Origin of the sequence: Robbsia betulipollinis (assembly GCF_026624755.1) — a bacterium.
GTDB lineage: Bacteria > Pseudomonadota > Gammaproteobacteria > Burkholderiales > Burkholderiaceae > Robbsia > Robbsia betulipollinis.
In genome coordinates this window covers 673394-691150 of sequence record NZ_JAPMXC010000001.1, presented here as the reverse complement: position 1 = coordinate 691150, position 17757 = coordinate 673394, and the positions used below count along the sequence as shown (strand labels likewise).

General features: G+C 66.7%; 11 protein-coding genes and 1 pseudogene. 9 read left to right on the top strand and 3 right to left on the bottom strand.

The annotated features are described in order from the left end of the window. The first annotated feature begins 34 nt into the window (after positions 1–34). Positions 35–2452, top strand: a complete 2418-nt coding sequence (locus OVY01_RS03015; RefSeq protein ID WP_267845548.1) for an ATP-binding protein — start codon at positions 35–37, stop codon at positions 2450–2452. 14 nt (positions 2453–2466) lie between these two features. Further along, positions 2467–2892, top strand: a pseudogene (locus OVY01_RS03010) (response regulator); the annotation flags it as partial. Between the two features lie 73 nt (positions 2893–2965). On the opposite strand, the gene OVY01_RS03005 reads toward OVY01_RS03010, so the two are convergent. Beyond that, on the bottom strand, positions 2966–5848 hold the full coding sequence (locus OVY01_RS03005; RefSeq protein ID WP_267845546.1) for an excinuclease ABC subunit UvrA: 2883 nt from the start codon (positions 5846–5848) through the stop codon (positions 2966–2968). Positions 5849–6033: 185 nt separating this feature from the next. On the opposite strand from OVY01_RS03005, the gene OVY01_RS03000 reads away from it, so the two are divergent. From OVY01_RS03000 to OVY01_RS02990, 3 genes are all read left to right on the top strand, one after another. After that, on the top strand, positions 6034–7086 hold the full coding sequence (locus OVY01_RS03000; protein WP_267845544.1) for an NADP(H)-dependent aldo-keto reductase: 1053 nt from the start codon (positions 6034–6036) through the stop codon (positions 7084–7086). 364 nt (positions 7087–7450) lie between these two features. Then, complete coding sequence (locus OVY01_RS02995) at positions 7451–8335, top strand: amidohydrolase family protein (protein WP_267845543.1); 885 nt, start codon at positions 7451–7453, stop codon at positions 8333–8335. Then, positions 8332–9702: a short-chain fatty acid transporter gene (locus tag OVY01_RS02990; RefSeq protein WP_267845542.1), complete on the top strand. Its 1371-nt coding sequence runs from the start codon at positions 8332–8334 to the stop codon at positions 9700–9702. The genes OVY01_RS02995 and OVY01_RS02990 overlap by 4 nt, the downstream gene beginning before the upstream one ends. A gap of 34 nt (positions 9703–9736) precedes the next feature. On the opposite strand, the gene OVY01_RS02985 is transcribed toward OVY01_RS02990, so the two are convergent. Next, positions 9737–10618, bottom strand: coding sequence for a LysR substrate-binding domain-containing protein (locus OVY01_RS02985; protein ID WP_267845540.1), 882 nt, complete (start codon positions 10616–10618; stop codon positions 9737–9739). A gap of 75 nt (positions 10619–10693) precedes the next feature. Between OVY01_RS02985 and OVY01_RS02980 the strand changes: the two genes are divergently transcribed. From OVY01_RS02980 to OVY01_RS02970, 3 genes are read left to right on the top strand one after another with little or no spacing between them, the layout of a single operon-like run. Next, positions 10694–11578, top strand: a complete 885-nt coding sequence (locus OVY01_RS02980; protein ID WP_267845539.1) for an HpcH/HpaI aldolase/citrate lyase family protein — start codon at positions 10694–10696, stop codon at positions 11576–11578. Further along, a complete protein-coding gene (locus OVY01_RS02975; RefSeq protein ID WP_267845537.1) occupies positions 11575–12750 on the top strand; it encodes a CaiB/BaiF CoA transferase family protein in 1176 nt (391 codons plus the stop codon). Before OVY01_RS02980 ends, OVY01_RS02975 begins: the two co-directional genes overlap by 4 nt. Before the next feature lie 58 nt (positions 12751–12808). Next, positions 12809–14305 carry a 2-hydroxycarboxylate transporter family protein gene (locus OVY01_RS02970; protein WP_267845535.1) on the top strand — a complete coding sequence of 499 codons (1497 nt, stop codon included), beginning with the start codon at positions 12809–12811 and terminating at the stop codon, positions 14303–14305. On the opposite strand, the gene OVY01_RS02965 is transcribed toward OVY01_RS02970, so the two are convergent. After that, positions 14279–15865: a methyl-accepting chemotaxis protein gene (locus tag OVY01_RS02965; protein WP_267845533.1), complete on the bottom strand. Its 1587-nt coding sequence runs from the start codon at positions 15863–15865 to the stop codon at positions 14279–14281. The two genes, OVY01_RS02970 and OVY01_RS02965, sit on opposite strands and share 27 nt — an antisense overlap. 532 nt (positions 15866–16397) lie before the next feature. Between OVY01_RS02965 and OVY01_RS02960 the strand changes: the two genes are divergently transcribed. Continuing rightward, a complete protein-coding gene (locus OVY01_RS02960) occupies positions 16398–17648 on the top strand; it encodes an NAD(P)/FAD-dependent oxidoreductase (protein ID WP_267845532.1) in 1251 nt (416 codons plus the stop codon). Positions 17649–17757: the final 109 nt, after the last annotated feature.

Here is a 17757-nt window from a genome sequence, read left to right as displayed (position 1 = left end):
GTGAGAGAATGGAGGCCGTTCCGTGGATAACCTTATGAACCAGACATCGGTGAACGTTGGGGTCGAGCCGCTGACGCGCGACACGGCGTGTGCGAAGGAACCGATCCACATCCCGGGCGGTATCCAGCCGCACGGCTATCTCGTCAGTCTGACGTGCGCGGGCACGGTGGCGCAAGTCAGCGCCAATCTTCCCGAATGGTCCGGCATGCCCGCCGAGGCGTTGCTGGGAGGGCCGCTGCTGATGGCGATCGGCGCGACCGCGGCGCACTGGGTGGCGGCGTGCACCGGCCAACTGCGCGAGGGCGAGACCCGCCTGCTGGGCACGGTGCCGGTGCCGGCTTCCGCGCGCCTGCCGGTCCCCGACGCCGACGGATCGATATGGTCCGTGATCATGCACCGCCACGCGGGCATCGTGATCGTCGAACTGGAGCGCGCGCGCGGTGGCGACGATGGGCTGGAAACGATCTACCCGACGGTACGCGCCTTCTTGCACGACGTTCAGCGCACGCCATCGATCGTCGAACTCGGCCGGCTTGCCGCGGCGCGCATCGCCGGCGTCACGGGCTTCGGGCGCACGCTGGTGTACCGCTTCGATCACGACGGCCATGGGCAGGTGTTCGCCGAGTTCCTGGAGGACGGTTACGCGTCCTATCTCGGGCAGCGTTTCCCGGCGAGCGACATTCCCGCACAGGCACGCGATCTGTACCGCCGCAACCGAATCCGGCTGATCGCGGACGTGGATTACGCGGCCGTGCCGCTCGTGCCCGTTCACCATCCGCAAACCGGTGCGCCCACCGACCTCACGCTCTCGTCGTTGCGCAGCGTGTCGCCGATTCATCTGCAATACATGCGCAATATGGGCACCGCCGCTTCGATGTCGATGTCGATCATCGTGGGCGACCGCCTCTGGGGTCTGATTTCCTGCCATCATGCGAACCCGCGCACGCCCGCATTCGACGCCCGCACCGCCTGCGAGCAAGTCGCGCAGATTCTCTCGCTGCAGATCGAAGCCAGCGAAGCGCAGTCGGAGGCGACCTATCGGCTCGACCTGCGCCGTACGCTGGGCGCGTTGCTTGCGCGCATGGCGAATACCGAGAACTTCGTGGACGCGCTGGCATCCGATGCAGCGGACCTGCTGGGTTTCACCGCATCGGCGGGCGCGGCCATCGTGTTCGAGGGACGCATCACGGCCGTGGGCAGCGTGCCGGCGGAGGATGAGGTGTGGCGACTCGTCGACTGGCTTGGCGCGAAGGCGCAGGACGTGGTGCACAGCGACGCGGCGCCCGCGTGTTGCCCCTGGCTGGGGGCGCATGCCGGGCATGCAGCGGGGTATGCGGGCTTCCTGGCCGTTTCGATCTCGAAAACGTTTCGCAACTACGTGATCTGGTTCCGCCCGGAAGTCATCCAGACCATCGAATGGGCGGGCGACCCGCGCACCAAGCTCGCTTCGCTTGCGGATTCGCTGTCGCCCCGCGAAAGCTTCGACACCTGGACGGATACGGTCCGCGACCGGTCGCTGCCCTGGCGCGCGGCCGAGGTGGAAATCGCGCGGGAATTCCGCACCGCGCTGCTCGGTATCGTGCTGCGCCGCGCCGAGGAACTGGCGCAGCTGACGATGGCGCTTGGGCGCGCGAACCGCGAGCTCGAGGATTTTTCATATACCGTATCGCACGACCTGCGCGCGCCGCTGCGGCATATCCACAGCTTCGCCTCCCTGCTGCAGGAGACGGATGGCGAGACGTTGAGCGCGCGCAGCCGCGACTACGTGCGCCGCATCGTCGAGTCGGCGGATTTCGGCGGCAGGCTGGTGGATGACCTGCTGGCGTTCGCGCAGCTGGGCCGCGCCGCGCTGGCGGTGTCCGCGGTCGACATGAACGCGCTCGTGCGTTCGATCGTGCAGGGTGAAATGACGGGACAGGGCGCCGCGGTCGACTGGCGCGTGGGAGCATTGCCGACGGTGCATGGGGATCCGGCGTTCCTGCGCATGGTCATGCAGAATTTGATCGAGAACGCATTGAAATTCAGCGCCAAGCGAAGCGCACCGTGTATCGAAATTGGTTGCTTGCAGGAGCCGGAGCCAGGGCCGGGCGCCGGACATCACGTCCTGTTCGTGAAGGACAACGGCGTGGGATTCGACATGCGGTATATCGACAAGCTGTTCCGCGTGTTTCAGCGTCTGCATGGGCAAGAGGAATTTGCGGGGACCGGTATCGGACTGGCGAACGTCAAACGCATCGTCGAGCGGCACGGCGGACAGGTGCGCGCCGAAAGCCAGCCGGACCGGGGCGCGACCTTCTTCGTATCGCTGCCCGACGAGATAAGCCTGCAGGGCAGCGAGCAGCCCGAAGCGCCCGCCGCGGCGCTCGCCCGGCTGGTTGCCACCGGTACGCGCACGCCCGCAACCGCGACCGCGACCGGCCTGGCGAAGATCGTGCCGCGCGGCAGACACTGAACAAAGGAGATCTCATGCTTAAATCCATTCTGATAGTCGAGGACAGTCCGAACGATCTGGAACTCATCCTGATCGCCCTTGAAAAGAGCCGTCTCGCCAATCCCGTGGTGACCGTACGCGACGGCGCCGAGGCGCTGGAGTATCTACGCCGCGAGGGCGAATGGCAGGGCCGGGACGACGAGCATCCCGTCGTCATCCTGCTGGACAAGAAACTGCCGAAAGTCGACGGCCACGAGGTCATCGACGCGGTGCGCGCCGACGATGCGCTCCGGTACATCCCGATCGTCATGCTGACCTCGTCGCGCGAGGAGCAGGACCTGCTGCGCAGCTACGAACTGGGCGTCAACGGCTACGTCGTGAAGCCGGTCCAGTTGAAGGACTTCATGCAGGCGGTGAAGGACATCGGCATGTTCTGGGCCGTGCTCAACGAACCATCGCCGCGCCCCTTGAAGCCGCGCGGGACGGGCATGGAAGTGACGTCGCTGAACCAGGACAGCGGTTTGCGGCAGACCATCACCCGCCAGGCGACGGACTGACAAACGCCGCTGCGCTGGCGAGCTGACGCGCCAGATAGGGAGCGGTCGCGCTCCCGGCATGGCGCGCCACCGTCTCCGGCACGCCGGCCGCCACGATCTCGCCGCCGCGGGCACCGGCGCCGGGACCCATGTCGATCACCCAATCGCTTTGCGCGACCACCCGCATGTCGTGCTCGACCAGCACCAGCGTGTTGCCGGCGTCGGCGAGCTGCTGCAACTGGCGCATCAGGCGGTCGACGTCGGCCGGGTGCAGTCCTGTGGTCGGTTCATCGAGGATGTAGAGCGTATTGCCGCGCTGGGCGCGTTGCAGTTCCGTCGCGAGCTTGATGCGCTGCGCCTCGCCGCCGGACAGCTCCGTCGCGGGCTGGCCGAGCCGCAGATAGGCGAGCCCGATATCGCGCAGCACGCCGAGCGGGCGCGCGACCGCGGCCTCGGCGGCGAAAAACGCACAGGCTTCGCCCACCGTCATGCCGAGCACCTCGGCGATATTCCTGCCCGCCCAGACGATGTCGAGCGTCTGGGGATTGTAGCGGGCGCCATGGCAGACCGGACAGGGCGCGTAGACGCTGGGCATGAACAATAGTTCGATGCTGACCGAGCCCTCGCCCTCGCACTTGGGGCACCGGCCTTTCGCGACGTTGAACGAAAAGCGGCTGGCATCGTAGCGCCGACGGCGTGCCTCGGGTGTCGCGGCGAAGAGTTTGCGCACCTGGTCGAAGAGGCCGGTATAGGTCGCGAGATTCGAACGCGGCGTGCGCCCGATCGGTTTCTGATCGACGCGTACCAGCCGCGTCAGGCGCTCGATGCCCGCGACGATGCGACCCGTGCTGCTGCCGGCGGCGGCGTCCGTCGCGTCCGTCGCGTCCGCCGTCACGGGCGTCTCGTCCGCGGCGTCCGGGGTCGGCTCGTCGGCGTCCGCGACGTCGCTTTCGCCGCCGTCGGTCTGTCCGAGATGGGCCGCGATCAGTTCCGGCAGAACCTGGCTGACCAGCGACGATTTTCCCGACCCCGACACCCCGGTCACGGTCGTCAGACAGCCGAGCGGGAAACGCGCCGCGGCATTGCGCAGATTGTTGCGCGTGATGCCTTCGATCTCCAGCCAGGCCGCGGGCGTGCGTCGCGGGCAGCCCGTGGACGCCGCGTCGCCGGACGCGGCGGGCGGAAACAGGTAGCGCCGGGTCTCGGAGGCGGCGATGTCGGCCAGTCCGGCGGGCGGGCCGCTGTACAGCACCTCGCCGCCCAGCTCTCCGGCACCGGGACCCACATCGACCAGCCAGTCCGCGCGTTGCATCAACTCCGGGTCGTGCTCGACGACGAAGAGCGAGTTGCCCGCTTCCTTGAGCCGCGCCAGTGCGCGGATCAAGGCCTCGCCGTCGGCGGGGTGGAGGCCGGCCGACGGCTCGTCGAGCACGTAGACGACGCCGAACAGCTCCGAATCGAGTTGTGTCGCCAGGCGCAGGCGTTGCAGCTCGCCCGGCGACAGCGTCGGCGTGCTGCGTTCGAGCGACAGGTAACCGAGACCGAGATCGATCAGCGCCGCCACGCGCGCGAGGACATCCTGGCAGATGCGCGCGGCGGCGATGTCCGCGGCGGCCGTGCGTTCCGGCGCGTTCCGTTCCGCGGCGCGCAACGCGGCATGCGACTTGGTCTGGGACTTGGTCTGGGACTTGGTCTGGGACTTGGTAAGGGCGACGGCGGGTACCGCCGCAGGTGTCACGGCAGGTGTCACGGCAGGTATCGCGTCCGATGCCGCGTCCGATGCCGCGCGGCCGTCCCCGCGTTCGCGCGGCTTCCTGACGGCGGGGTCGGCGTCGGGCGGGGAACCCGCGGCGGCGGCCGCCTCGCCCTGGGCGACGGGCCGCAATACCGCTTCGAGTTGATCCAGCGGCAGCATCGACAGCGCGCCGATGTCATAGCCGTTGAACGTCACGCTCAGCGCCGCGCGCTTGAGACGCTTGCCGTCGCACTCCGGGCAGGCGCGGCTGACGAGATAGCGCGCGACGCGTTTTTTCATCAGCGCGCTCTGCGTGGTGGCGAAGGTATGCAGCAGATAACGCCGCGCGCTGCTGAACGTGCCCTGGTAGCTCGGCTCGCGTTTGCTTTTCAGCGCCGCCCGTGTCTGCGCGGGCGACAGGCCGGCGTACACCGGGACCGTGGGCTGCTCGTCGGTGAACAGGATCCAGTCGCGTACGCGCCGGGGCAGGTCTCGCCACGGCGTGTCGACGTCGTGCCCGAGCGTGACCAGGATGTCGCGCAGGTTCTGCCCATGCCAGGCGGGCGGCCAGGCGGACACCGCTCGCTCGCGGATCGTCAGGCGATCGTCCAGCACCATCGAGCGCTCGGTGGCCTCGTAGACCCGGCCCAGGCCATGACACACCGGACAGGCGCCCTCGGGTAGGTTCGGCGAGAAATCCTCCGCGTACAGCATCGCCTGACCGGGCGGATAACAGCCGGTGCGCGAATACAGCATGCGCAACAGGTCCGACAGATGCGTGACGCTGCCGACCGACGAACGGCTGTTCGGCGTGCCGCGTTGCTGCTGCAAGGCCACCGCCGGCGGCAACCCGTGGATCGAATCGACGGCGGGCGTGCCGACCTGGTCGATCAGACGGCGCGCGTACGGGGCGACCGATTCGAAATAGCGGCGTTGCGCCTCGGCATACAACGTGCCGAAGGCCAGCGACGATTTGCCCGAGCCGGACACGCCGGTGAAGACGACCAGCGCGTTGCGCGGAATGTCGACGTCGACATTTTTGAGATTGTGCTCGCGGGCGCCGCGCACGCGGACCCGGTCGTTGATCGGCGGCGTGCCCGGCGAACGGGAATCGTGGGCGGCGGCGCGTCCCGGTTTCTTTGTCATGCGTGCTGCGGCGCGGTGGCCGGAAAAGGGGAGAGGAAAGCCGCTCCGGGCGATCCGGGGGCGGGGCTCGCGTTCCAGCATACCGCGAATGCCCGCGCCCGGCCGGGGCCGGGGCCGGCGCCGTCGGGATGCCGCGCTTTGTGATAGCGTCGTCGTTTCGAACCACCCTTCGCAAGGATGTCATGATGGAGTACAGGAAACTGGGGGACAGCGGTATCGACGTGAGCCTCATCGGGTTGGGCACGATGACCTGGGGCGAGCAGAATACCGAGGCCGAAGCGCACGAGCAGTTGAACTTCGCGCTGGAACAGGGCGTGACCCTGGTCGATGCCGCCGAAATGTATCCGGTGCCGCCACGCCCGGAAACGCAGGGGCGCACCGAGGAATACATCGGTACCTGGCTGGCGAAGACGCCGGGCGCGCGCGAGAAGATCGTGCTGGCGACGAAGATCGCCGGCCCCGCGCGGCAGCCGCACAATCCGCGTCACATTCGCGGCGACGCCAACCAGTTCGACCGTCCGAATCTGGTCGCCGCGGTGGAATCGAGCCTGCGGCGCCTGCAAACCGACCGCATCGACCTGTACCAGCTCCACTGGCCCGACCGCAGCACGATGACCTTCGGACGTACCAATTATCCGTGGGTCGAGGATGCGTACACGGTGCCGATCGAGGAAACGCTGAGCGCGCTGGCCGACCTGGTCAAGGCGGGCAAGATCCGGCACATCGGCCTGTCGAACGAAACGCCCTGGGGCGTCGCGCAATTCCTGCGGGCCGCGGAAAAGCTGAGCCTGCCGCGTGTCGTGAGCATTCAGAATCCGTATAGCCTGGTGAACCGTACCTTCGAACTGGGATTGTCGGAATTCTCCCATCACGATGGCATCGGTCTGCTGGCCTACTCGCCGCTGGCCTTTGGCTGGTTGTCGGGAAAGTACGAAGGCGGCGCGCGGCCGGCCGGGGCGCGCATCACGTTGTTCGAACGCTTCCAGCGCTACAGCAAGCCGGAGTCGGTCGCCGCCGTCAGCCGCTATGTCGCGCTTGCGAAGCAGCATGGTTTGACGCCCACGCAGTTCGCGCTGGCGTTCGTCAACAGCCGGCCCTTCACGACCAGCACCATCATCGGCGCCACGTCGATCGCCCAGCTGCAGGAAAATATCGATAGCGTGAACGTCAAGCTGTCGGACGACGTCATTGCCGAGATCGAGGCACTGCACCAGATCCAGCCGAATCCGGCGCCCTGAAACACCGCGTGGGCGGATTGACGCGCGCCGCTGTCCGGTGAACGCCAATGGCCGCGCGCGCGGTACATCGCTGGCAGGGCGGTATGCCGTGCCGGCGGTTTCCCGCTGCGCTTTCCCCTCATCCCTTTTTCCGACTCCCGCTTTTTAACGCCGCTTTTTCCTGACGTGCCGCACCGTCGCGGACGCCGGCAACGGGCGCATGCGCGTCTCCTGAAAAGATAGTTTTACTTAAGTATGAATGCGGTTCAGCTCGCTTTATCTTTCGTGCCCGTCTGTCTAGACTCATCTTGAGAGACGGTCGACACCTGTCCGGTCGGAAACGGACACCGTGTCGTCGCAGCAAGAAAAAAAGAGGAGACACGACATGTCACGGACACGGCCCATGCCGGCGCTGGCGTGCGATGCGCACATGCACGTATACGACGCGGGGTTCGCCCATGCCGGCACGCTGGCCGGGGCGGCCACGGCGCATGACTACCAACATCATTTCCAGAAGCGCGTGGGTACGCGGCGCACGGTCGTCGTGACGCCGCGCCCCTATGGCGTCGACAACGCCGTCACCCTGGACGCGATTCGGAAACTCGGCCTGGCGCACACCCGTGGCGTCGCCGTCCTGCACCCCGACGTGAGCGACGCGGAGTTGGCCCGGTTGCACGCGGGCGGCATACGCGGCGTGCGCTTTACGTTGTATACCGCCGCGCGGGCAGCCGTCGGATTCGACATGGTCGAGCCGCTGGCGCAACGCATCCAGGCCTTGGGCTGGCATGTGCAGCTGCACTGGACCGCCGACCAGATCGTCGCGCACGCGTCCTTGCTGCGCCGTTTGCCGAGCCGCATCGTGTTCGACCATCTAGGCCGCCTGCCCATGCCGCAGGGCACCGCGCATCCCGCCTTCGCGATCGTGCGGGGGCTGCTGGAACGGGGCCGGACGTGGATGAAACTGTCGGGCCCCTATCTCGATTCGCGGGTCGCGGACTACGCGGACGTCGCGACGGTCGCCCGGGCCTGGATCGCGGCGGCGCCCGAGCGCCTCGTCTGGGGCAGCGATTGGCCGCATGTGACCGAAACGCACGACAAACCCGACGATATCCGTCTGGCCGAGGCGTTGTCCGACTGGGTCGAGGACGACGCCACCTATCAAAAAGTGCTCGTGACGACACCGGCCGAATTGTATGGATTCGAGCCACTACACAATAATCATAAGGAGACGAAAATGATGCACTCTTCCCACCTGGGTGGCCTGCGATGACGCCCGCCAGCGATGCCCCCGGCGGCCGGTCACGGTTGCGCGTCACCGATGCCACCATCGGCCTGTTCGAACGCATCATCCCCGACCCCTTCGTGCTCGCCATCCTGATCACGATGGTGGTGACGGTGGTGGCCGCGCTGATCGCGCCGCGCGTCTCGTTCGCCGGCATCGTCGACGGATGGTACAAAGGCTTCTTCAACATCCTGACGTTCGCGTTTCAGATCACGCTCGTGCTCGTGACGGGGCATGCCTTCGCCCATGCGCGGCCGGTACAGGCGCTGTTTCGGACGATCGTCTCGGTGGCGCGCACGCCGGTGCAGGCGGCCGCGCTGACCTTTCTGTCGGTCGCGGCGGCCTCGTTCTTCAATTGGGGGCTGGGTTTGGTGGTGGCGGCCCTGCTGGCGCGCGAAGTGGCGAAACGCATGCGCGTCGACTTCGCCTGGATCGTGGCCGCGGGATTTTCAGGATGGGTGGTGTGGGCCAGCGGCATCTCGAGTTCGATCGCGTTGGCGCAGTCGACCCACGGCAGCGCGATGAATGTCGTCGAGAAGCTCACGGGCCGGGTCCTGCCCTTCAGTGAAATGGTATTCACGCGCTTCAATCTCGTGCCGGTGCTGGCGATGCTGGTGCTCACGCCCGTCGTGCTCGCGCTCGTCAAGCCGCGCGATCAGGATGCGATCGTACTCGATCTTGAAAAAAATCCGGATGCGCCCGTGCGGCGGCGTCTGCGTGGCCGCCTTACCCCCGCGCAGTGGATCGAGAACTCCTGGGTGGGCAGCGCCTTCATCGGCCTGGCGGGCTTGTCGTTCCTGGTGATGGCGCTCACCCGGCATCTCGCCGCGTTTTCCGGGGTGAACGCGGTGATCTTCCTGATGTTCGTCGGTGGCGTGGTGCTGCACGGCTATCCGCTCGCGTACGCGGACGCGGTCAGGAACGCCGCGCGCCAGACCGGTTCGATGATGCTGCAATACCCCCTGTATGGCGGCATCATGGGCATCATGGACGCCACCGGATTGCCCGACGTGCTGTCGCATTTCTTCATCCAGATCTCCACCGCGCATACCCTGCCGTTCTGGAGCTACGTGAGTTCGCTGCTCGTCACCTTCCTGGTGCCCAGCGGCGGCGGCCACTGGGCGGTGCAGGGGCCTTTCGTCATACCCGCGGCGGTGGCGTTGCACGCCTCCGTGCCCGGCACGACGATGGCGGTCGCGATGGGCGAGCAGGTGTCGAACATGCTGCAGCCTTTTTGGGCGGCACCGGTGGTGGCGATGGCGGGAGTCGGCGTGCAACGCGTGCTCGGTTTCACGGTCATGACCTTTTTGCTGGCCGCGGTGGTCTTCGGCGCGGCGTTGCTGATCTTCATCTGAGAAACCGGTGACGGCGGGTACCTCCGCGCCGCATTCAATGACCAACGGTGCCCGCGTGCCGCGCGGCGGTGTCGACGAAGCGCTGGATCAGCGGCTCGCGCACGGACGCGCGTTTCCACAGCATGCCGAAGCGGCGCGGCTCGGAGGCTTCCGGCAGGGAGAGACGGGCGAGGGCGAGATCGCCGGTGAGCGGCGACGCGACATCCGGCGCGAGCGATACGCCCAGGCCGCGATCGACCATCATCGCGATGGCGAGAAGGGAGCTCAGTTCGAGCCGCTCGTTCGGCACGATGCCCATGCGGCGCAGGTAGCGGTCCGCCTCCCGGCCCCCGGACAGCGTGCGGTCATAGCGGATCAGCGGCGCATGCGCGAGCAGTTCGTGCGGGTCCCGCGCCGCCAGCCGCCGCGGCGCGATGACGACCAGCGGTTCCTCGCGCAGCAGGCGCCAGGCGAACGCCTTGGGGATGGAGAACACCGGATGCGTGCAGACCGCGGCGTCGACATCGCCCTGGTTCAATGCGTCATAGAGTTCCGCGGAAGTGCCGGACTGAATGAAGACCTTGACGTGCGGATGGGCCTCGGTGAAATCGGCCAGGATGTCCGGGAGAAAATTGTGCAGCGCGGTGTTGATGGTGCCGAGGCGCAGTTCGCCGGTCGCATGCTGATCGTTCGCGGCCACCTTGATGTCCGCCAGATCGCGCAGCAATGCGCGCGACTGCGCGACGATGCGGCTGCCCGCCGGCGTGACCGACACGGTGCGCCCCGCGCGCGCCAGCAGCGGCGCACCGAACTCCCGTTCGAGCGCGCGGATCTGCTGCGCGACCGCGGCCGCGGAGAGATCCAGCCGTCGCGCCGCCTCGGCCATCGACCCCGTTTCGACCACCAGGACGAAGCTCGCCAGGAATGCCGTTTCCATAAAAATAGTTTCTCTTATGTTTGAAAGAACATTATAGGGATTTATCTTGTGTCTCCGTCTCTCTACACTGAAACGATGAAAAGCAAACTATTCGTTCCCGGGTCCCGCCCCGAACTCTTCGCCAAGGCGCTGGCCGGCCCGGCCGATGCGGTGTCCTTCGATCTCGAAGACGCCGTAGCGGAGGCGGTCAAGCCGCAGGCCCGCGCGCATCTCAGGCGGTTTCTGCTCGATACGGCGCAAGGCGAAGCGCGGTTTTCCGGGAAAACCGTGATCGTTCGGGTCAACCCCGTCGACTCGCCGCATTTCGATGCCGATCTCGCGGAAATCGTGCGCGACGGCGTCACGCTGCTCAATCTGCCGAAACCCCGCCACCCCGACGACGTCCTCGACGCCGTGCGGCGCCTCGAGCGGGCCGAGCGCGCCAACGGCGTGCAAACGCCGATCGGCCTGCTGCTCAATATCGAATCGCCCACCGCACTGCGGCAGGCCTATGCACTGGCGTCGAGCCATCCGCGGGTGCAGGGTCTGCAATTGGGTCTGGGCGATCTGTTCGAACCGCTGGGCATCGCGCGGCACGAGACCGCGGCGGTACAGCAGGCGATGTTCGCGATGCGCATGGCCGCCGGAGAAGCCGGGGTCTTCGCCTACGACGCCGCGTTCGCCGATATCCGCGACCAGACGGGATTCCAGGCGGAAGCGCGGCTGGCGAAGCACCTGGGTTTCATCGGCAAGAGCTGCATTCATCCCAGTCAGGTCGCTCTGGCGAATGCGGTGTTCGCGCCCACGCCCGACGAAATCGCTCACGCGCGGCGGGTCGTCGACGCCGCGCAAGGCGCCCACGCCGATCAGGTCGGCGCCTGGGTCGTCGACGGAAAAATGATCGATGCGCCGTTTCTGGCGCGGGCCCGCGCCATCCTCGCGCAGGCGGGCCGCATCGTCGAACAAGGAGACAGCATATGAACGGCCCCTCCCGGAGACCGGCAACGACGCCCGCGACGCGTGGACCGCTGAGCGGCATCCGCGTGCTCGATCTGAGCGCCTACATCGCGGGTCCCTATGGCTGCAGCCTGTTGGCGGACCAGGGCGCGGAAGTGATCAAGATCGAGCCGCCCAGCGGCGACAATCTGCGGAAATACCCTTCGACGCTGGAAAGCGAAAGCCGCGCGTTCCTGGGGGTCAACCGCAGCAAGCTGGGGCTGGTGCTCGACCTGAAAAAACCCGAGGATCTCGCCACGCTCGACGTGCTGGTGACGCAGGCCGACGTGCTGGTGCACAACTTCCGGCCGGGCGTTCCCCTGCGCCTGCGGATCGACTACGAACGTCTGCGCGAGATCAATCCACGGCTGGTCTATTGCGCGGTGACCGGCTACGGCGAAACCGGACCCTTGAAGGGCAAGGCGGGCTACGACCAGGTATTGCAGACCATGACCGGCATGTGCGCGATGCAGGGCAAGGAGGACGGGCCGCCCGAAATCCTGTACGGCTCGGTGGTGGACTATTACGCGGCGTCGCTGCTGGCCGGCGCGGTGTCCTCCGCGCTGTTCGAGCGCGAGCGCAGCGGCGCGGGTCAATATGTCGGCGTGTCGTTGCTGCGCAGCGCGCTTGCCATGCAGTCGGCGCGACTGATCTGGGCCGAGGGAGAGCCCCGGGAGGTCAACCGCGACATGCGCTCGGGCGGCATCACCGGGCTGCATCCCACGCTCGACGGGTATATCTATATTTCCGCGAACACGCCGCATTTCTGGGAAGCCCTGTGCCGCAAGACCGGCCTGGACGCGCTGGCGGGGGACAGCCGCTTCGATTCGGTCAAGAAGCGTGCGTTGCACGTCGACGAGATCGTGCCGCAGCTCCATGCCGCATTGCGCGAGAAAAGCGCGCGCGACTGGGAAAATCTGTTTGGCGACGAGGTGCCCTGCGCCGCCGCCCGCACGGTGGAAGACATGTTCGATCATCCGCAGGTGCTCGCGGAAGACATGATCGCCCATTTCGACCATCCGGCGGTGGGCGCGTATCGCGGCCTGAAGCGCGCCGTCCACTTCGGTCGCACGCCCGGGCCGGAACCGTATGCGGCACCGGCTTTCGGACAGGATTCCGAATGGGTGCTGCGGGAATTCGGCAAAAAACGAGAGTAACGAGGTGCGTGCCGTACGCGCCTCCTCGCCGTTCACAATAAAAAAATCAGGAGATGAGATGCAGGAGAAACAGGAGGGTGCCCTGCCGGCCGGCGTAGGGCGCGGCGGCGGAAAGGAGGGGTGGTGGGCCTTCTTCGATGTACAGATCGGCGTTTTGCCGCTACCGGTCTATCTCGTGCTGGTTTGCGTGCTGGGCGCGATGACGGTCTGGGGCAAGCTCGCGGCCGATCTGCCCACCGGCATCGCCCTCGTCGCGGTCGGCGGTTTCACGTGCGCGGAGCTGGCCAAGCGTATTCCGTGGATCCGCCATGTCGGCGCGACGTCGATCTTCGCCGCCTTCCTGCCGTCGGCGATGATCTACTATCACGCGATGCCCGACGCCATCACGAAATCGGTGACGGCGTTCACGAAGAACACGAATTTCCTGTATCTGTTCATCGCGGCGATCATCGTCGGCAGCGTCCTCGGCATGGACCGGCAGACCCTGATTCGCGGTTTCGCGAAAATCTTCGTTCCGGTGTTCGCCGGTTCCGTCGCCGCGGCCATCGTGGGCACGGGCGTGGGCACCTTGCTCGGCCTGGGCGCCAAACATACCTTGTTTTTCGTCGTCGTACCGATCATGGCCGGAGGCGTGGGCGAAGGCGCGCTGCCCTTGTCGGCGGGATTCGCGCAAACGCTGGGCGTCTCGCAGGGGCCGCTTTTCGCGCAGGTCCTGTCCGCGGTGATGCTTGGCAACATCGTGGCGATCTGTTGCGCGGGCGTGCTGCACTATCTGGGGACGCGGCGGCCCGAATGGACCGGCAACGGCCAGTTGATGCGGGCGATGCCGCCATCGCCCGCCGTCGATACGGCGGCAGTCACGGCAGGAGCGGCAGGAGCGGCAGGAGCGGCAGTCACGGCAGGAGCGGCGGCAGGAGCGGCGGCAGGAGCGGCGGCAGGAGCGGCGGCAGGAGCGGCGGCAGGAGCGGCGGCAGGAAGCGCCGCGCCTTCCCCGGCGACGCCGGGGGCCGCCGCGGGTCCCCTGATGGACGTGCGCTGGCTGGCCGCGGCGGGCGCCATGGCGATCGCGATGTATCTCATCGGCGAACTCAGTCACCAATGGTTCGGCTGGCCCGCGCCCGTCGTGATGCTGCTGCTCGTGACCGCGGCGCAGTTGCTTCAGGTCGTCTCGCCCCGCGTGCGCGACGGGGCGCGCATCATGTACGGTTTCTTCTCGACGGCGGTCACCTATCCGCTGATGTTCGCCATCAGCGTGGCGATGACGCCGTGGGGAGAAATCGTCACCGCGTTCCACTGGGCGAATATCCTGACCGCCACCGCGACGGTCGTGACGCTGGTCGTGACGGGTTTCTTCGTGGGCCGCCGTGTCGGCATGCATCCGGTGGAAGCCGCCATGGTGAATGCCACGCATAGCGGCCTGGGCGGCACCGGCGACGTCGCGATCCTGACGGCCGGCAACCGCATGGCCTTGATGCCGTTCGCGCAGATCGCGACGCGCATCGGCGGTGCGCTGACGGTACTGCTGGCGCTATCGATATTCGCCTGGCTGGGTTGAGATGCCCTCGGTGACGAAGAACGCGACGGCGGCGTTGAGTTGCCTTCCCTGGTCTTCCAGCGATTGCGCCGCCGCGGCCGCCTGTTCGACCAGCGCCGCGTTCTGCTGGGTCACATCGTCCATCTGCGCGACCGCGTGGTTGACTTGCTCGATGCCCCGGCTTTGTTCGATGGATGCCGTGGCGATCTCGCCCATGATGCGCGACACGCCCTCCACCTCGCGCGTGACGTCCGCCATCGTCTGCCCGGCTTCGTTCGCCAGGAGCGCGCCATCGCGCACCTTGCTCACCGAGGCGGTGATCAATGCCTTGATCTCCTTGGCCGCGCCGGCGGAGCGCTGGGCGAGGCTGCGCACCTCGCTGGCCACCACGGCGAAGCCACGGCCCTGTTCGCCGGCGCGCGCCGCCTCCACCGCCGCATTGAGCGCCAGGATGTTGGTCTGGAACGCGATGCCCTCGATGATGCCGGTGATGTCGGCGATCTGGTCCGCGCTCTCGCTGATGCCCTGCATCGTCATCACGACACGCCCTACCACGTCGCTGCCCTGACGCGCGACGCCCGAGGCGCGGCCGGCGAGCGTGCTGGCCTGTCGCGCGTTCTCGGTATTCTGCCTGACCGCCGCGGTGAGCTGTTCCATGCTCGCCGCCGTTTCTTCCAGGGCCGCGGCCTGCTCGTCCGTGCGCTGGCTGAGGTCCATATTGCCGGTGGCGATTTCCCGCGCCGCGCCGCCGATCGCGCTGCTGCTGTCGCGAACGCGGCCGACCGTATCGGTCAGGCAGGTGTTCATGTCGCGCAACGCGCGCAGCAGTTCGCCGGTTTCGTCGTCGCGGTCGATGACGATGCGGCTGCGCAGGTCGCCCCGGGCGACGGTACGCGCCACGTCGACGGCGGTGCCGATCGGACCGGCGATCGCGCGCGTGATGATCGCGCCCGCGGCGGCGGCCAGCACGAGCGCGGCCAGACAAACGGCGATCTGCAGATTGCGCTGCATCCTGAACGTGTCCGCGTAGCGCTGCACCAGCGCCTGCTGGTGGTCGTGGGTCTGCCGCGCGTAGGCGTCGGTGGCGCCGATCAGCGCGGCGAGCAGCGGACGGCAGTCGTTGTCGAGGCGGAGGATCGCGGCGTCGCGCCGACCCTTCAGCGTCAGTGCGACGATGTCGGCGGCGACAGGCCGGTAGAGTGTCTCAACGCGCACCATTTCGCCGACCAGTACACGGCCGTTATCGCTGACATCGCGCCCGGTCGACATCATTTCCTGCAACTGCGCCAGATTGGTCTCGACGTCCTGCTCGGCTTGATTCACCGCGGTTTTTTCGATGGCGATATCCGTTGCGCTGGTGACCAGAACCAGATTGCGGGCGGCGATGGCGCGGCGGTCCACGGCGGTGCGCAGCCTGGCGGCCAGGTCCGCGCGCGCGATCACGCCGTTGACGAGATTCGAGAACGCGTCCGTCGATTGATCGAGCGCGCGAAGGGATAGACCGGATACCAGCAACACCATTGCCGCGAGGATAGCGAATCCGGTGATCAGTTTGGTTTTGATTCTGATCTGTTTGAGCATTTCCAGCCTTCGATGAAAAGGATTGAATTCACGGTGGCATGCCCGTGGCATGGGTTCTATGCGAACCTGCAACCGCACTCCTAAAGCCGGATAACGACCGGTCTGCGTTCCCCTGAAGAGATTGGTGATGGAAATGAGCAAAAAAATTCTCGAATTACTGTGGAATTTCCATCTATTTTTTGCAACATATTGATTTGAAAAATGAATTTTTAAAGATGCGTTTTTTTGCAGTGAAATGGCATTTCCAATGTACAAACGATTGTTTACTTCATTCGATCAAACGCGCCGGAATTGCGTTTCATTTTTCATCCCGATGCGCGGCGAGATTCCGGGTTCTTTATGGAGGAACATCTGCGGATAAATAATTCGCCAGGAATCGGCGATATCCCGGGAATTCGGGCGCTCGCGGCGGTGCCGATTTTCGCTGCCTCGTTTGAGCGAGGGACGCGGAAGTCCGCCGTCGCATGGCGGTGCGCGCGAGCGTCCGGCGCGATTCGCGTAAGATGAGCGTCCGACAAAGGAGGGCAAGACGATGAGGCAGCAGGAGAAGGGATCGGTGCTGGTGGTGGGTGCCGGGATTGTCGGCTTGTGCACCGCGTACGAACTGCGCAAGGCCGGTTTCGACGTCGTCGTGCTCGACCGCAGCCCGGTCGCGAGCGAGTGCTCATCGGGCAATGCAGGGGCGATCTCCTCGCGTTCGGTCGTGCCGCTGGCGATGCCGGGGTTGATGAAATCGGTGCCCGGCATGCTTCTCGATCCGACGGGACCCCTCTATCTGCCGATGAGTTATCTCCTGCGGGCCGCGCCCTGGCTGGTGCGCTTCGTCGCATCGGCCAAGCCCGAGCGGGTCGCCGCCATCTCCCGCGCGCTCGATGCGTTGCTCTCCGAATCCGTGCCGCTGCATCACGCGCTGGCGGCCGAAGTGGGCTGCCCGGGCCGGGTGCAGGACACCGGTCAACTGCATCTTTACCCGGATGCGGCGGCCATGCACAAGGATCGCCAGGGATGGGCGATCAAGGAAGCGTACGGACTCACCTCGGAATTCGTCGAGGGCGCGCGGATCCGGGAGCTCGAACCGCAGGTTGGCCCCGGTTATGAGGCGGGCCTGTTCCTGCCGGACCAGGCCTGGGTGTCGGACCCGCTCGAGTACGGTCGTGCGATCGCGCGTGCCGCCCGCGAGCGCGGCGTGACCTTCGAACAGAGCGCGGTGCGGGCGATCCGGCGCGCGGGCACGGCGTGGGAAGCCGAAACCGAAGCGGGAATGCGCCGTGCCGATCAGGTGGTCTTGGCCGCGGGCGCGTGGTCCGCGCGCTTGCTGGCGCCGCTCGGCGTGGCGGTGCCGCTCGAATCGCAGCGCGGCTACCACGTGCACGTGGGCGAATCGGGCCTGCGCCTGCAACGCCAGGTAGTGCTGGTGGACCGCAAGGTCTTCATCACCCAGATGGAAAGCGGGCTGCGCGTGGCGGGCACCGTGGAGTTCGGTGGCCTCGAACGGCACGCGGATGCGCGCCGCGCCGCGCTGCTCTTCGAGCATGCGCGGCGCGGTCTGCCGGCATTGCGGCCCGACGCCGCGCGCACGACCTGGATGGGTCATCGCCCCTGTCTGCCCGACTCGCTTCCCGTCATCGGGCCGGCGCCCGGACACGCGGGGCTATGGTGTGCCTTCGGCCACGGCCATCTCGGCCTGACCGGTTCGGCGGCGACGGCCCGGCTGATGGCGTCGGCGCTGACGGGACAGCTCGATCCGGCGCGTCTGGCGCCTTTCTCCGCCGATCGGTTCTGAATGTCGAACGCTGCGATTCGAAACCACGCGCTCCGCCGGTTTTAGCTGCCCCCGCATTCCTTCCTGAAGCGTACTCCGCGCGCCCCCGAAACATTCGTCGTTGAAAACC

Excerpts from the sequence above, each read along its gene's own strand:
- OVY01_RS02990 (WP_267845542.1), top strand. The coding sequence starts at position 8,332 with ATGACGCCCGCCAGCGATGCCCCCGGCGGCCGGTCACGGTTGCGCGTC.
- OVY01_RS03015 (WP_267845548.1), top strand. The coding sequence starts at position 35 with ATGAACCAGACATCGGTGAACGTTGGGGTCGAGCCGCTGACGCGCGAC.
- OVY01_RS02980 (WP_267845539.1), top strand. The coding sequence starts at position 10,694 with ATGAAAAGCAAACTATTCGTTCCCGGGTCCCGCCCCGAACTCTTCGCC.
- OVY01_RS02985 (WP_267845540.1), bottom strand. The coding sequence starts at position 10,618 with ATGGAAACGGCATTCCTGGCGAGCTTCGTCCTGGTGGTCGAAACGGGG.
- OVY01_RS03005 (WP_267845546.1), bottom strand. The coding sequence starts at position 5,848 with ATGACAAAGAAACCGGGACGCGCCGCCGCCCACGATTCCCGTTCGCCG.
- OVY01_RS02960 (WP_267845532.1), top strand. The coding sequence starts at position 16,398 with ATGAGGCAGCAGGAGAAGGGATCGGTGCTGGTGGTGGGTGCCGGGATT.
- OVY01_RS02965 (WP_267845533.1), bottom strand. The coding sequence starts at position 15,865 with ATGCTCAAACAGATCAGAATCAAAACCAAACTGATCACCGGATTCGCT.
- OVY01_RS02970 (WP_267845535.1), top strand. The coding sequence starts at position 12,809 with ATGCAGGAGAAACAGGAGGGTGCCCTGCCGGCCGGCGTAGGGCGCGGC.
- OVY01_RS02995 (WP_267845543.1), top strand. The coding sequence starts at position 7,451 with ATGTCACGGACACGGCCCATGCCGGCGCTGGCGTGCGATGCGCACATG.
- OVY01_RS02975 (WP_267845537.1), top strand. The coding sequence starts at position 11,575 with ATGAACGGCCCCTCCCGGAGACCGGCAACGACGCCCGCGACGCGTGGA.
- OVY01_RS03000 (WP_267845544.1), top strand. The coding sequence starts at position 6,034 with ATGGAGTACAGGAAACTGGGGGACAGCGGTATCGACGTGAGCCTCATC.